This window comes from Streptomyces sp. Je 1-369 (assembly GCF_026810505.1).
GTDB lineage: Bacteria > Actinomycetota > Actinomycetes > Streptomycetales > Streptomycetaceae > Streptomyces.
The window spans coordinates 3945366-3960302 of the sequence record NZ_CP101750.1 but is presented as its reverse complement, the minus strand read 5'-3'; the positions used below and the strand labels follow the sequence as shown (position 1 = coordinate 3960302).

Sequence of the window (14937 nt, the reverse complement as noted above, 5' to 3'; positions counted from 1 at the left end):
TGTGGGCCGGTGTGGGAAGGGGCAGTCGATGGACGCGGTCAAGGGAAACGGCTTCGCGGTGCGGGCCGAGGGGCTGGAGAAGCGGTACGGGGAGAAGCGGGCGCTGGACAGCTTCGACCTGCACGTCGAGCAGGGCACGGTGCACGGGCTCCTAGGACCCAACGGCGCGGGCAAGACCACCGCCGTACGTATCCTCTCCACGCTCGTCAGGCTCGACGGCGGCCGCGCCGAGGTCGCGGGCGCCGACGTCATGCGTGAGTCCGCGCTGGTCCGCGGCCGCATCGGCCTCACCGGTCAGTACGCGGCGGTCGACGAGATCCTCACCGGTCGGCAGAACCTGGAGATGTTCGGCCGCCTCTTCCACCTGGGCGGGAAGCGCGCGGCGCGGCGCGCCCAGGAGCTCCTGGAGCAGTTCCATTTGGAGGACGCGGCGGAGAACGGCGCGGGCCAGTACAGCGGCGGCATGCGGCGCAGGCTCGACCTCGCCGCGTCGATGATCCTCTCGCCCGCCGTCCTCTTCCTGGACGAGCCGACCACCGGCCTCGACCCGCGCAGCCGCCTCGAAGTGTGGGACACGGTCAGGGGGTTGGTGGCGGACGGCACGACCGTGCTGCTCACCACCCAGTACCTGGAGGAGGCCGACCGGCTCGCCTCCCGCATCACCGTCATCGACCGCGGCCGCGCCATCGCGGACGACACCCCCGACGGCCTCAAGAACACGGTGGGCGGCAGCCACCTCGACGTCGTCGTGCGCGACCACGCCGACCTGCCCGCGGCCGTGCGGGCCGTCTCCCGCGTGTGTGACGGCGAGCCGCTGGCCGTCGACGTGGAGCGCCGCGTGCAGGGCGCGGTGACGGACCGCGTCGCCGCCCTGACGGAGGTGGCGCGGACCCTGCGGGACGAGGGCGTCGCGGTCGAGGACATCGGCCTGCGCAGGCCCAGCCTCGACGACGTGTTCCTGCGGCTCACGGGCCAGACGTCCGAGACGAAGGAAACGACCGAAGCAACCGGAACGACCGAAGCGACGAAGATGAAGGAGGAGGTCGCGGCATGAGCGCAACCCTCGCACCGGCCGCCGCGCCCCAGGCCCCTTCCCCGGCGCACGGACGCCTCTTCTGGGCCCTGGCCGACTGCTGGAACGTCACCCGCCGCTACCTCACGCACTTCCTGCGCCAGCCCGTCACCATCGCCTGGCAGCTCGGCTTCCCCATCATCAGCGTGCTGCTGTACGGCTTCGTCTTCGGCGAGGCGATGAAGGTGCCCGGCGGCGGGGAGGACGGCGACTACAAGCAGTTCCTGATGCCCGGCATGTTCGTGATGACGATGGCGTTCGGCTTCATGAACACCGCGATGGGCGTCGTCACCGACTCGACGAAGGGCGTCATCGACCGGTTCCGCTCGATGCCGATGGCTCCCTCGGCGGTGGCGTCGGGCCGCGGCCTCGCCGACCTGATCGTGGCCTGCGCCGAGCTGACCATCCTCGCGCTGACGGCACTCGCCATCGGCTGGCGCTCCGGCGCGGACGTCGTCGACACGCTGCTCGCCTTCGCCCTGCTGCTGCTCCTGCGCTTCAGCCTGATCTGGGTGGGCGTGTACCTGGGCCTGGTGGTCCCGACCCCGGAGGCGGCGGGCGGCCTCTACGCGGTGGCGTTCCCGCTCACGATGATCTCCAGCGTCTTCGTGGCGCCGTCCCTGATGCCGGACTGGCTGGCCCCGGTCGCCGCGTGGAACCCCGTCTCGTCGACGGGCACGGCCACGCGCGAACTCTTCGGCAACCCCGGCGCCGGCGGCACGAGCTGGGTCGAACAGCACGCGGTGCTGATGGCGGTGGTGTGGCCGGTGGTGATCTCGCTGGTGTTCCTGCCGATGGCGGTACGGAGGTTCAGGCGGCTGAGCCGGTAGAACGCGCTTCGGGGCGCCCGTCCTGGTGGGACGGGCGCCCCGAAGGGTGCTGTTGAGGGTGCTGCTACAGCTTCTCGATGACGTAGTCGATGCACTTGGTCAGCGCCTCGACGTCCGCGGGGTCGATCGCCGGGAACATCGCGACGCGCAGCTGGTTGCGGCCCAGCTTGCGGTACGGCTCGGTGTCCACGATGCCGTTGGCGCGCAGCGCCTTCGCCACCGCGCCCGCGTCGATCTCGTCGGCGAAGTCGATCGTGCCGATGACCTGCGACCGCTTCGCCGGGTCCGTGACGAACGGCGTCGCGTACTTGGACTCCTCGGCCCAGCCGTACAGCGTGCGCGACGACGCGGCCGTGCGGCCCGTCGTGAACTCCAGGCCGCCCTGCGAGTTCATCCAGTCCAGCTGCTCGGCGAGCAGGAAGAGCGTGGCGAGCGCCGGGGTGTTGTACGTCTGGTTCTTGCGGGAGTTGTCGATCGCCGTGGGAAGCGAGAAGAACTCCGGCACGTGGCGGCCCGACGCGTGGATCCGCTCGGCACGCTCGATCGCCGCCGGGGAGAACGCGGCCAGCCAGAGGCCGCCGTCGGAGGCGAAGGACTTCTGCGGCGCGAAGTAGTAGACGTCCGTCTCGGCGATGTCGACCGGCAGGCCGCCCGCGCCGGACGTGGCGTCCACGAGGACGAGGGAGCCGGCGTCGGCGCCGTCGACCCGCTCGATGGGCGCCGCGACGCCGGTCGAGGTCTCGTTGTGCGTGAAGGCGTAGACGTCGACGCCCGCCTCCGCCTTCGGGTCCGGGTGCGTACCCGGGTCGCTCGTGATCACCGTCGGCTCGGCGAGCCACGGGGCGAGCTTCGACGCCTTCGCGAACTTCGAGGAGAACTCGCCGAAGTTGAGGTGCTGCGACTTGTTCTCGATCAGGCCGTGCGTCGCCACGTCCCAGAACGCGGTGGAGCCGCCGTTGCCGAGGATCACCTCGTACCCCTCGGGGAGGGAGAAGAGGCTGTTGATGCCCTCACGCACGCGGCCGACCAGGTTCTTGACCGGGGCCTGCCGGTGGGAGGTGCCGAGGAGGGAGGTGCCGGTGGCGGCCAGGGCGTCCAGCGCCTCCGTACGCACCTTGGAGGGGCCCGCGCCGAAACGGCCGTCGGCGGGCTTCATGTCAGCGGGAATCTGGATCTCAGCCACGGGGCGAGCCTAGCGGCTCGGGGGACGGGGTTCCGGTGGTGTCCGTCGACTGAGATCGCGCCCCCACCCGGCGTGGACGGCCCGAGTTCAGGGGCGCAGCCGTACCGGCAGGTCGTACAGGTCGTTCTGGGTCACCACCGGCTTGTTGCGGAGGTCCGAGTGCGGGACCGCCAGGGTCAGGGTGGGGAAGCGGGTGTAGAGGGCCGGGAGGGCTACGCCTGCCTCCAGGCGGGAGAGTGCCGCGCCGGGGCAGACGTGCGGGCCGTGGCCGAACGAGATGTGGCGGGTCGGCGACGTGCGGGTGATGTCGAACGCGTCCGCCGTGGGACCGTGCGCCTGCTCGTCGCGGCCTATCGCACCGTACGAGACGATCAGCGCGTCACCCTTGGGGATCACCTTGTCCCCGACGGGGACGTCCTCCGCGGCGAAGCGGATCAGGACGTGCGAGGTGGGGGTCGCGTAGCGCAGGGTCTCCTCGATGACCGCGTCCCAGCCGACCTCGCCCGCGAGGACCAGGGCGAGCTGGTCGGGGTGGGCGGAGAGGTTCACGACCGCGTTGACGATGAGGGAGATCGTCGTCTCATGGCCGGCCGCGACCATCAGCTGCAGGGTGGAGAGGATCTCCGCGTCCGTGAGGTGGTCGCCGTCCTCGGAGGCCAGGATCAGCGCGCTGGTGAGGTCGTCGCCCGGCTCCGCGCGGCGTGCCGCGACGACCTTGCCCATCATCTCGGCGAGTTCGCCGAGCGTCGCCATGACCTCCTCCGGCGGCGTCTGCGTCGAGAAGAACTTGTCGAAGAGGACCTTCAGGCGAGGGTGGTCCGCCTCGTCGATGCCCATCAGGTCACTGATGACGTACATGGGGAGCGGGTAGGCGAACTCCGCCTTCAGGTCCACCGGGTCCGGGCCCTCGGGAAGCTTGTCGAGGAGGGCCGCCGTCAACTCCGCGATGCGGTCCCGCATCCGCTCCACCCGCCGCGGCGTCAGCGCCTGCGCGACCAGCGTGCGCATCCTGCGGTGCTCCTCGCCGTCGACCGTCAGCATGGAGCGGCCGGGGTTGGCGAGGCCGATCAGCGGCCAGTCGGCGGGGATCTCGCCGCGCTGCCAGGCGCCCCAGACGTTGATGTCCTTCACCAGCCGCTTGTCGGTGAGGAGTTGCCGGGCCTCCGCGTGGTGCGTGACCGCCCACACCGGTACGCCGCCCGGCAGCTCCGCCTCGGCGAGCGGGCCCGCCGCGCGCAGCCGTGCGCTCTCGCCGTCGAGGTCGGTGACGAACGGATCCAGGGCGATACGCGTCATCTGGGGTCTCCAAGGACTGAGGTCGGGGTCGGGGTGAAGCTCACCGGCAGATCGCTCAGGCCGCGCAGCCAGGGCGACGGGCGGCGGGTCAGGGCATCGGCCGGTACCGCGAGGTCGAGATCGGGCAGCCGGTCGAGGATGACCTCGATGCCGGTCCGCGCGATGACCTCGGCGACCTCCTGCGCCGGGAAGGGGCAGCGGTGCTCGCCGTGGCCGAAGGAGAAGTGGGCGCTGTTGCCGCCGGTCAGGGCGGAGCCGTCGGTACGGACCTGCGGGTCGGCGTTGGCGGCGGCGAGGCCGAGGAGGAGCAGGTCGCCGGAGTTGATGCGGCGGCCGCCGAGCTGCGTGTCGCGCGACGCCCAGCGCCCCGCGACGTTCTGCGTCGGGGTGTCCTCCCACAGGACCTCGTTCATGGCCTCGGCGACGCTGTGCCTGCCGCCGAACAGGGACGCGGCGAAGCGGTGGTCGGTGAGCATCAGGCGCAGCGAGTTGCCGATCCAGTCGGCGGTCGGCTGGTGGCCCGCGGCCATCATCACCATCAGGTCCTGGGCGATCTCCTCGTCCGTGAAGCCGTCGGCGCCGTCGGACGCCTGTGTCTCCAGCATGTACGAGGCGACGTCCGCGTCCGGCCGCACGTGTTTGTCGGCGATGAGCCGCGCCATCGACTCGGCCAGGTGCTGGGCGCCCGCCAGGGCCCGCTCGCGGCCGTCGATCATGTCGTTCATGGCGGTGACGAGGCCGGGGCCCTGCTCGTCGGGGAAGCCGTAGATGCGGGCGAGGACGCGGACCGGGAGCAGCATCGCGTACTCGGCGACGATGTCCGTGGTGCCCCTGCCGCAGAAGCGGTCGATGAGCTCGTCCGCGAACTGCTCGGCGTGCACCTTGAGTTCGAAGGGGTCGACCGCTTCGAGTGCGTGCGAGATCATCGCGGCGCGCCGGGTGTGCCGCTCGCCGACGGTGTAGAGGATCGACGGCTGCTTGTGGCCGATCATCGGGAGGAGCGGCCAGTCGGCGGGGATGTGCGGCCACTGGTTCCACAGCTCGGAGTCGCGGCTGTAGAGGACCGGGTCGCCGGTGACCTGGTGCAGTTCGCGGTAGCCGAGGACCAGCCAGGCCGGTATGTCACCGTCGAGCAGGACGGGGGCGACGGGGCCGTGGTCGCGGCGCATCTCCCGGTACAGCTGGGTGGGTTCGGTGGCGAACCGCGGTCCGGAGAGCGGTACGGGCGTGGCGCCGGCGCCGGTAACGGGGCAGGTCACTGGACGGTCTCCTGTGGGGCGTTGCGCTGGGCCGCGTAGAGCGACTGGAGGTGTTCGACGAGCGTGATCAGCACGTTCTTGCTGGACTCGCGCGAGCGGGCGTCGCAGTCGACGAGCGGCACGCCCGGGTCGAGGTCGAGCGCCTCGCGGAGCTGCTCGGGGGTGTGCGCGCCGTTGCCGAAGTCGTTGCGGGCCACGATGAACGGCGTGCCGTGGTGCTCCAGGCGGTCGATCGCGTACCAGGAGTCCTCCAGGCGGCGGGTGTCGACGAGGACGACCGCGCCGAGCGTGCCGGAGAAGAGGCGGTCCCACAGGAACCAGAAGCGTTCCTGGCCGGGGGCGCCGAACAGGTAGAGGATGTTGTGCGCGTCGAGCGTGATGCGGCCGAAGTCGAAGGCGACGGTCGTGGACGTCTTGCCGCCGAGGCCTTCGAGGCCGCCCGTCTCGTCGATGCCCTGCCCGGCCTGCGTCATCGTCTCCTCGGTGTTGAGGGGACGGATCTCGCTGACGGAACGGACCAGCGTCGTCTTGCCGACGCCGAAGCCCCCCACCACGACGATCTTCAGACCGTTGTCGGCGGTGGCGGTCAGTTCTCTGCGGGTGGCCCCGGTGGTGGCCCCCGTAGCGCTGCGTTCAGAGGTTGCGGAGTCCAACGAGCACCTGCTCCAGGATGTCGGGGTCGGGAAGGCTGTGGTCGGCGGCCGCGCGCGGGTGGCGGGCGCTGATCCGGCCCGCGTCGAGCAGGTCGGACAGCAGGATGCGGGTGATGCTCACCGGCAGGCCGAGTTCGGCGGCGATCTCCACGACCGCCGTGGGCAGCCCGCACAGCCGCAGGATCGCGGCGTGCTCGGACTGCATGCCGGGCACCGGACCGGACTCGGCGACGATCAGGGTCACCAGGTCGAAGGGGGCGTCGGGCGCCGACCGGCTGCGTCCCCCGGTGAGGGTGTACAGCCGGTCGGGGGAGTCGTCCCGGCCGGGGCGGCTCATGAGGCGGGCAGCGAGCGGGGGCCGCCGTCGGCGCGGGGCGCGGCGCGCAGGTGCTCGCCGAGCTGCTCCACCAGCTCGGCCATGGTGTGGCCGACGAGGCCCGCGTCGGCGTCCTCGGCGGCGATGACCGCGAGGTGCGCGCCCTCGCCCGCCTCGACGATGAAGAGGATGCCGCCGTAGAACTCCGCCATCGCCGAGCGGACGCCGCCGCTGCCGTCGCCGAACTCGGCGGACGCGCCGTGCGACAGGGACTGGATGCCGGCGGCTATCGCGGCGAGCTGGTCGGCCTGGTCGACGGAGAGCTCGGGGGTGCGGCACAGCTTCAGGCCGTCACGGGAGAGCACGAGGGCGTGGCGTGCGCCGGGCGTGCGCTCCAGGAGCCCTTCGAGCAGCCAGGTGAGCTTGGCGTCGGTGGTGCTGCCGGGGGCGGCGGCGGGGGTGGTGCCGTTGGTCATCGGGGGGTGTCGCCTTCCGGGTGCGAGGGGGTTGCGGTGGCGTCCGCGGCCACGTCCTCGGAGGGGTCCGTGGGCGTGGTGCGGACGGCCTGGCGGAAGCTGCTGAAGCGGGCCGCGGTGTCCGCGGCGGTGGCGGCGCGGGGGCGCCGGGTCTCTCCCGTGTCGCTGTCGGCGCGGGCGCGCTCGGCGGCGGCGAGGGTGCGGCCTCGGGGGCGCTTGGGGAGGGGGGTGTCAGGGGTCGCGGGGTCAGGGGTGGCGGTGTCAGGGGTGGCGTCGGAGGTGGCGCCGGGAGTCGCGTACTCGCCCTCCCTGCGCCGCGTGGGAAGTTCCTGGACGTCACGGTCGGCCCGGTGCTCCGTACGCACATCCTCCCGCGTCCCCTCCGGCGCGCTCGCGGGTGCGGGCGGGAGCGCCGCCGTGGTCGTGGGCGACGCGGCCGTCAGGGAGGCCGGGACCGGGGTCGGGGCCGTCTCCGAGGGGCGGGAGAGCAGTTCCTGCGGTATCAGCAGGAGTACGCCCGTGCCGCCTCGCGCCGACGGCCTGAACGACACCGTGAGCCCGTGCTTGCGGGCCAGCCTGCCGACCACCGCGAGCCCGAGCCGGGTGCCCGACAGACCGCCGAGTCCCTTGGTCTCGCCGGACACGGCCTGCTCGGCGCGGCGCTGCTGCACCGGACCCATCACCAGGCCGCTGTCCTCGACGGAGATGATGACGCCGGCCGCGACCTCCTCGATGTAGACGTGCACTTCGGAGGTGGGCGGCGAGAAATTGGCAGCGTTGTCGAGGAGTTCGGCGAGGGCGTGCATGACGCCCTCGGCGGCGTGGCCCGCGACGGCGACCTCGCTGGCCGAGTGGACGCGCACGCGCTGGTAGCCGCCGATGCGGCCCATCGCGCCGCGCAGGATCGACTCCATGACGATGGGGCGGGCCCAGCGGCGGCCCGAGCGGGCGCCGGTCAGCACGGCCACCGAGTCGGCGATGCGGCCGGCCTGCGCGGTTCTGTGGTCGAGGTGGAGCAGGTCGGTGAGGACGTCCTCGTCCGCGTGCCTGCCCTCCATCTCGCGCAGGTCGGCGAGCATGCCGGTGGCCAGGGCCTGCATGCGGCCCGCGGCGTTGGCGCTGGCGGCGAGGGCGGCCGCGCGCTCGGACTCGGCGGCGCGGGCGCGCACCGTCAGCTCGTTGCGCTCACGGACGAAGTGCTCGGTGAGGGCGGCCCGTTCGCGGTGGAACTCGTCGGTGCGGGCGGCCTGTTCCTGTACGAGCCGTCCGGCGTCCTGCTGGACGGCGGCCAGACGGCGGCGCAGCAGGGCGTTGGCGCGTACGGAGTGGAAGGCGAGCGTCACGGACGCGCTGAGCGCGACGGACGCGGCGCCCGCGCCCCAGGCCAGGGGGGCCTGTACGGAGTCGGGCGCGAGGGCGACGGCGGCTCCGGTGAGCGCCGCGGTGACCAGGGCGCTGGCCAGCAGGACGAACACGGACGGACGCAGCGGAGGTTGCTCCGTCCCGGGGCGCGCTGGGGGGGTTGGCGCGGTCATCAATCGGGGTCCTCGATCGGAAGCGACACACTCTGCTCAAGTCGAGATCACTATAGGAGAGTTAGTGACCGAGTTGGGAATCTTCCCGTCCGGATCGTGAAAAAAGGGGTGAGGCGGGGTGGCCGGGAGGGGCCCGCGCGGGGGCATCCTGGACGGCATGAGCGATCTCGACGGCGATCACGGCGGTGTCCTCGGCAGTCATCACGGCGGTCCACTCGGCAGTGAAGACGGCGGTGTCCTCGGCAGCGATCTGCGTGCCGTCGTCCGTGGTGACGTGGACACCTCCGTCACCGCCCGCGCCCTGCACACCATGGACGCCTCCAACTACCGCCGCGTCCCCGCCGCCGTCGTCGCCCCGCGCGACGCCGACGACGTGGCCGCGGCCCTCGCCGTCTGCCGGGAGCGCGGCGTTCCCGTGGTGGCGCGCGGCGCGGGGACCTCGATCGCCGGGCAGGCCACGGGAGTCGGCGTCGTCCTCGACTTCACCCGGCACATGAACCGCATCGTCTCCCTCGACCCCGAGGCCCGTACCGCCGTCGTCCAGCCGGGCGTCGTCCTGGACGACCTGCGTGCCGCCGCCGCCCGGCACGGCCTCACCTTCGGCCCCGACCCCTCCACCCACAACCGCTGCACTCTCGGCGGCATGATCGGCAACAACTCCTGCGGCTCGCACTCGGTGGCCTGGGGCACCACCGCCGACAACGTCGCGGCCCTCACCGTCCTCGACGGCACCGGCGCCCGCCGCCGCCTCGCCCGCGGCTGGGACGGCGCCCCCGAAGGCCTGCGCCCCCTGGTCGACGGCGGCCTGGCGCTCCTGCGCACCGGCTATCCCGAACTGCCGCGCCGCATCTCCGGCTACGCCCTCGACGCACTGCTCCCCGAGAACGGCACGGACCTCGCCCGCGCCTTCTGCGGCTCGGAGGGCACGCTCGGCGTCCTCACCGAAGCCGCCGTACGCCTCGTCGAGGCGCCCCGCGCGCGAGCGCTCGCCGTCCTCGGTTACGCCGACGAGAGCGCCGCGGCGGAAGCGGCGGCCGGACTCCTCCCGCACGGCCCGCTCACCGTCGAGGGCATGGCCGCCGACCTGGTGCGCGAACCCGCGCAGAGGGACGGACTGCCCAGGGGCGGCGCCTGGCTCTTCGTGGAGACCGGCGGTACGAGCCCGGCCGAGGCACGTGCGCGCGCGGAGACGATCGTGCGGGCCGCCGATGCACTGGACGCCCAGGTCGTCGACGACCCGGCGGGGCAGCGGGCGCTGTGGCGCGTACGGGAGGACGCCAGCGGCACGGCCACCCGGATGTCGGACGGTGGGGGCACCTCCCTGTCCGAGCGAAGCCCGGGACTTGGGGGAGAAGCGTGGCCGGGGTGGGAGGACTGCGCGGTGCCGCCCGCTCGGCTCGGCGCCTACCTGCGGGACTTCAGGGCGCTGCTCGCCGACCACGACCTGCGCGGCACCCCGTACGGGCACTTCGGGGACGGCTGCATCCACGTACGCATCGACTTCGACCTCATCAGCCGCGAGGGCGTCGCCCGCTTCCGCACCTTCTCCGAAGACCTCGCCGAGCTCGTCGTCGCGCACGGCGGCTCGCTCTCCGGCGAACACGGCGACGGGCAGGCGCGCGCGGAGCTCCTGCCGAAGATGTACGGCCCCGAGCTCGTCGGTCTCTTCGAGCGCGTGAAGGACGTCTGGGACCCGGCGGGCCTGCTCAACCCCGGCATGCTCGTACGTCCCGCGCCCCTCGACGCCGACCTCCGCTTCGCACCCCTGCCGCGCGAACCCGTCGACGTCGCCTTCGGATACCCGCACGACGGCGGCGACTTCTCGGCGGCGGTCAGGCGCTGCGTGGGCGTGGCCAAGTGCCGTACGACCACAGCCGGTTCACCGAGCGGCGTCATGTGCCCCTCCTTCCGCGTCACCGGCGAGGAGGCGCACTCCACGCGCGGCCGCGCCCGGCTGCTCCACGAGATGCTCGCCGGTGAGGTGGTGACGGACGGGTGGCGCTCGACGGAGGTCAAGGACGCCCTCGACCTCTGCCTGTCCTGCAAGGGCTGCCGCTCGGACTGCCCGGTGGGCGTCGACATGGCCACGTACAAGGCGGAGTTCCTGCACCACCACTACGAAGGCCGCCGCAGGCCCGCCGCCCACTACACGATGGGCCGCCTGCCGCGCTGGCTGCGGGCCGTCGCGGCGACCCGCACGGCAGGCGTCGTCAACACCTTGGCCCGGGTCCGCCCGCTGGCCGCGCTCGGCAAGCGGATCGGCGGGATCGCCGCGGAGAGGGACGTGCCGGAGGTGGCGTCGCAGACGTTCCGGCGGTGGTGGGGGAGGCGGGCGCGGGGTGCGGGTGCCGGGTCGGCGGCGACCGTACCGGTGGATCGCCCTGACGTCGTCCTCTGGCCGGACACCTTCACCGATCACCTCTCCCCGGCGGTGGGGCGGGCCGCGGTGGCGGTACTGGAGGACGCCGGACTCACCGTCGCGGTGCCGCCCAGGGGCGTGTGCTGCGGACTGACGTACGTGTCGACGGGCCAGCTCGACCGGGCCCGCGGGGTGCTGCGGGCCACGCTGGACCGGATGGAACCGCTCCTCGACGCGGGTACGCCGGTCGTCGTCCTGGAACCGAGCTGCGCGGCGGCCCTCCGGACGGACCTGGCCGAATTGCTCGGCGACGACCCGCGCGCGGGCCGCCTCGCCGCGTCGGTCCGCACGTTCGCCCAGGCCGTCGAGGAACTGGCCCCGCGGTGGCGGCCGCCGCACATCGGCCGCGCCGCCGTCGGCCAGACCCACTGCCACCAGCACGCGGTCCTCGGCGACGCGGCGGAACGGCGCCTGCGGACGAAGGCGGGCCTCACGGGCGAGCTGAGCGGCGGCTGCTGCGGCCTCGCCGGGAACTTCGGCTTCGAGCGTGGCCACTACGACGTGTCGAAGGCCTGCGCGGAGGAGCAGTTGCTGCCCTCGGTCAGGGAGGCGGACGCGGAGGCGGTGGTCCTGGCGGACGGCTTCTCCTGCCGGACGCAGCTGGAGCAGCTGGCGGGGGTACGGGGGCGGCACCTGGCGGAGGTTCTTGCGGACGGGATCGCGGCGAGGGACTCCGGGGCCGCCAGGGACCAAAGTCCCCGGGACAGGTGACCTTTGCGGGCGCGGGGCGGTGTCCGTTTGCGGCAGGATCGAGGTGGTTCATGATCATCTGTCGTGGCGTCAGCTCCGCTGCGCCCGCGAGAAGTCAGGACAGCCACCGTGCCGGAAGAACCGAAGGCTCCCCGAGAGCTCGTCGTACGCAACCGGCGCGACTCCATACCCATGGATCTCCTCTTCCGTGGGGACACGGTGGAACTGCCGAAAACGTCGAAGCCGCCGGAGTCGCCCAAGGTCCCGCATGACGTGCCGGAAAGTGTGCGGCCGTCCGCGGGGGCGCCTCCCCGTCCCGGCCGTGAGGTCGTCGAGCGGCGCGGGCGCGCGTGTTCCGGGTGGTGGGCCGTGTCCGTGGCGCTGCTCGCGCTCGCCGGGGCGGGGTGGATCGTATGGGCCGGTGGGGTGCTGCCCGGTGCGGTGACAGAGTTCCTGCGCCTGCCCGCGCCGCCGCAGCCGCGGCACGAGCTCGACGCGGCATGGTGGGCGGCCGTCGGCGGGTGCGGGGTCGTCGCGCTGTTCGCGCTCGGCGGGCTCACCCGGGGGCGCGTGGGCAGCGCGTGGACCCTGTCGCTCTTCGGGCGGTACCGCGGCAGCGTACGGCGCACCGGACTCCTCTGGATCAGCCCACTCGTGCTGCGCGAACGCGTCGACGTACGGCTGCGGCACTGGCGGAGCGAACCGATGCCCGCCGTCGACGCGCAGGGCGTGGCGCTGCGGGTGGTCATCCTCGTGGTGTGGCAGGTCAAGGACACGGCACGGGCACTCCTCGCGGTCGACGACCACACCGCGTACCTGCGGGAACAGGTCGAGGCGGCCACCGTGCGCGTGGTGTCACGGCTGCCCGCGGACTCGTTCCGGGACCCCGCCGACGGCGGAGGGGACGGTGACGTACCGACCCTGCGGGACGTCGAAGCCGTCGGCGACGCGCTCACCAGGGCGCTGGCCGCGGAGTGCAGGGCCGTCGGCATCGAGGTGTTCTCCGCCCGGCCCACACGCGTGGAGTACGCCCCGGAAGTCGCCGCGGCCATGCAGCGCCGCCGAATCGCCGCGATCGACGCCAAGCACCGGGACAGCGTGCTGACGTCGGTCCTGGACGCCGTGGACGACACGGTCCGCAGGCTCACCGAACGGGGACTCGTCGCACTCGACGACTACGAACGGAAGGCCCTGGTCAAGGACTTGACCGTGGCCTTCTACACGGCGCGGGGGAACGCCGTCGACACCCACTGACCGGAACGAGAGGGCTTTACGTGCAGACTCCCCGATTCCAGACTCCCCGATTCATCGAAGCAACCCCCGCCGACTGCACCTGCGGACATTGCACCGCGGCACCCGGCCCCGGCAGCACCGGACAGCAGCGCTGTGGCACCGTGCGCGGCGCCGTCGTCGCAGCCGTCGGCGCTGCCGTCCTCGTGGGCGCCGCCTCCGGGACGGCGTCGGCGGAACCCGCCCCGAGCCACGCGGGCTGGGACGGCTCCAAGTACTGGTACAAGGACGCGACCGGCTGGTGGCGCTGGACGTCGCACTACGACAAGTACGTGGCGCGCGGCGGCAAGGGAGCCGTAGTCCCGAAGGTGAAGAAGGCGTCGAAGGGGACGGGCGTGTCCACCGGTACGCGCCGGTCCGCGTCCGCCGCCGAGCCCGTCTTCCGCGGCCGCCAGGGCTGGGACGCCACCGACCGCGTCTACTGGTACCGGAAGGGCGGTCACTGGTACTGGACCGGCCATCAGTACAAGTACGAGCGGTACGCGGGCCGGGGTACGAGTGCCACCGCACCCAGCACCCCGCCCCGACCGTCCACCAACCCCGGCACCCCCCGCCGCCACGGCACCGAGGCCGCCGTCTCGTACGCCATGCGCCACCTCGGCGACCCCTACGTATGGGGCGGCAACGGCCCGCACGGGTGGGACTGTTCGGGCCTCGTGATGGCGGCGTACCGGCAGGCCGGGATCGCCCTGCCCCGCGTCGCCGACGCCCAGTACCGCGCCACGCAGTCCATCTCGCGGGGGCAGCTGCGCCGCGGCGACCTCGTGTTCTGGAGCAGCGACGGCAGCGCGTCCGGCGTCCACCACGTGGCGATCTACCTGGGCGGCGGCCAGTACCTGGAGGCGCCGCGCCCCGGCAAGAGCGTCCGGGTCTCGTCCTTCGGCTGGTACGCCCCGAACCTGTACGGGCGGGTCCGCTGAGGCCTGCGCCGCCCGCTACTGCCCGTGCCGTGCGTCCTGGCCCGTGATCTCGCGGACCAGGGCGCACAGGTCGCGCAGGGCCGGGTGGCTGGGCGGGCCGTCGCGGCGGGCGAGGAGTACGGGGACGTGCGGGGCGCCGGGCAGGGGGACGTAGGCGACGCCGGGGTGCGGGTGCAGGTCCGCCGTCGCGGTCGTGGTCACGCCGACCGCGCGGGACGCGGCGATCGCCGCGAGCCAGTCGTCGGTGTTGGCGACGGTGATCATCGCGGTGGGGCGGGCTCCGGCGGGCCACAGGTCCGCCGTCGTGGTGCCGGACACCGTGTTGAGAGCGATCGTGTGGTCCGTCAGGTCGGCGAGGTCGAGGCCGAGGCCGAGGCGGGCGCGGGAGGCGAGGGGGCTGTCGGCGGGGACGGCGGCCACCCGGGCCTCCGTGTGGAGCAGCTCCGTGACCAGGCCCGGAGTGTCGACGTGCCCCCGGAGCAGCGCGGCGTCCACCGCGCCACGGGTGAGGCCCGCCGTGCGGTCGTCGATGCGCAGCAACTCCAGGGGGACGTCGGGGTGCGTCTCGCGCCAGCGGCGCAGGAGGGGCGTCGTGTACGGGCCTGCCGCCGACCACGCGTGCCCGAGCCGCAGCGGGCGGTGCGCCGAGCGGCCCGCGTCGAGGGCGTCCTCGAAGGCGGCGACGGCGACGGCGGCCTTGTCGCGGAAGGCGCGGCCCGCCGGGGTGAGTCGCAGGTGATGCGTGGAACGGTCCACCAGACGCGAGTCCAGCGCCTCCTCCAGCGCGGCGAGCGTGCGGGACGCGGCGGGCTGGGTGATGCGGAGGCGGGTGGCGGCGCGGGTGACGCTGCCCTCCTCGGCGACGGCGAGGAAACAGCGCAGGTGGCGGAGCTCGACCGGCGGACTGGTCGGGCTGGTCGGACTGGTCATGTCCGCGGAGCATAACGGGAGCGCAAGCGGCATTTCACAAGGCGTGCGAGGCGCCGTAGCTTCGGTAT

General features: G+C 73.1%; 13 protein-coding genes. 5 read left to right on the top strand and 8 right to left on the bottom strand.

The window, feature by feature from the left end:
* Positions 1-28 precede the first annotated feature (28 nt).
* Positions 29-1054, top strand: a complete 1026-nt coding sequence (locus tag NOO62_RS17895) for an ATP-binding cassette domain-containing protein (RefSeq protein WP_268771894.1) — start codon at positions 29-31, stop codon at positions 1052-1054.
* Positions 1051-1902, top strand: a complete 852-nt coding sequence (locus NOO62_RS17890) for an ABC transporter permease (protein ID WP_268771893.1) — start codon at positions 1051-1053, stop codon at positions 1900-1902. The genes NOO62_RS17895 and NOO62_RS17890 overlap by 4 nt, the downstream gene beginning before the upstream one ends.
* Positions 1903-1966: 64 nt before the next feature.
* Here the strand turns inward: NOO62_RS17890 and serC are convergent, their stop codons facing one another.
* The 7 genes from serC to NOO62_RS17855 form a co-directional block, all read right to left on the bottom strand.
* Complete coding sequence (gene serC, locus NOO62_RS17885) at positions 1967-3085, bottom strand: phosphoserine transaminase (RefSeq protein ID WP_268771892.1); 1119 nt, start codon at positions 3083-3085, stop codon at positions 1967-1969.
* 87 nt (positions 3086-3172) lie between these two features.
* Positions 3173-4381: a cytochrome P450 family protein gene (locus tag NOO62_RS17880; RefSeq protein WP_268771891.1), complete on the bottom strand. Its 1209-nt coding sequence runs from the start codon at positions 4379-4381 to the stop codon at positions 3173-3175.
* The gene (locus tag NOO62_RS17875; RefSeq protein WP_268771890.1) at positions 4378-5640 is read right to left on the bottom strand and encodes a cytochrome P450; all 1263 of its coding nucleotides are present in this window, start codon (positions 5638-5640) and stop codon (positions 4378-4380) included. Before NOO62_RS17875 ends, NOO62_RS17880 begins: the two co-directional genes overlap by 4 nt.
* Positions 5637-6293: a GTP-binding protein gene (locus tag NOO62_RS17870; protein ID WP_414930846.1), complete on the bottom strand. Its 657-nt coding sequence runs from the start codon at positions 6291-6293 to the stop codon at positions 5637-5639. The genes NOO62_RS17875 and NOO62_RS17870 overlap by 4 nt, the downstream gene beginning before the upstream one ends.
* Positions 6274-6630, bottom strand: a complete 357-nt coding sequence (locus NOO62_RS17865; RefSeq protein ID WP_268771889.1) for a DUF742 domain-containing protein — start codon at positions 6628-6630, stop codon at positions 6274-6276. The genes NOO62_RS17870 and NOO62_RS17865 overlap by 20 nt, the downstream gene beginning before the upstream one ends.
* Positions 6627-7085 carry a roadblock/LC7 domain-containing protein gene (locus NOO62_RS17860; RefSeq protein ID WP_268771888.1) on the bottom strand — a complete coding sequence of 153 codons (459 nt, stop codon included), beginning with the start codon at positions 7083-7085 and terminating at the stop codon, positions 6627-6629. The genes NOO62_RS17865 and NOO62_RS17860 overlap by 4 nt, the downstream gene beginning before the upstream one ends.
* Positions 7082-8560 (bottom strand): sensor histidine kinase, encoded by a 1479-nt coding sequence (locus NOO62_RS17855; RefSeq protein ID WP_414930845.1) that lies wholly within the window; start codon positions 8558-8560, stop codon positions 7082-7084. Before NOO62_RS17855 ends, NOO62_RS17860 begins: the two co-directional genes overlap by 4 nt.
* Before the next feature lie 370 nt (positions 8561-8930).
* Between NOO62_RS17855 and NOO62_RS17850 the strand changes: the two genes are divergently transcribed.
* From NOO62_RS17850 to NOO62_RS17840, 3 genes are all read left to right on the top strand, one after another.
* Positions 8931-11750, top strand: coding sequence for an FAD-binding and (Fe-S)-binding domain-containing protein (locus NOO62_RS17850; protein ID WP_268775671.1), 2820 nt, complete (start codon positions 8931-8933; stop codon positions 11748-11750).
* A 108-nt stretch (positions 11751-11858) separates the two neighbouring features.
* Entirely contained in the window at positions 11859-12983 is a 1125-nt protein-coding gene (locus tag NOO62_RS17845) for an SPFH domain-containing protein (RefSeq protein ID WP_268771886.1), read from the top strand.
* A 20-nt stretch (positions 12984-13003) separates the two neighbouring features.
* Positions 13004-13939 carry a C40 family peptidase gene (locus tag NOO62_RS17840; RefSeq protein ID WP_268771885.1) on the top strand — a complete coding sequence of 312 codons (936 nt, stop codon included), beginning with the start codon at positions 13004-13006 and terminating at the stop codon, positions 13937-13939.
* Positions 13940-13954: 15 nt separating this feature from the next.
* On the opposite strand, the gene NOO62_RS17835 is transcribed toward NOO62_RS17840, so the two are convergent.
* The gene (locus tag NOO62_RS17835) at positions 13955-14869 is read right to left on the bottom strand and encodes a LysR family transcriptional regulator (RefSeq protein ID WP_268771884.1); all 915 of its coding nucleotides are present in this window, start codon (positions 14867-14869) and stop codon (positions 13955-13957) included.
* Between the last annotated feature and the right edge of the window lie 68 nt (positions 14870-14937).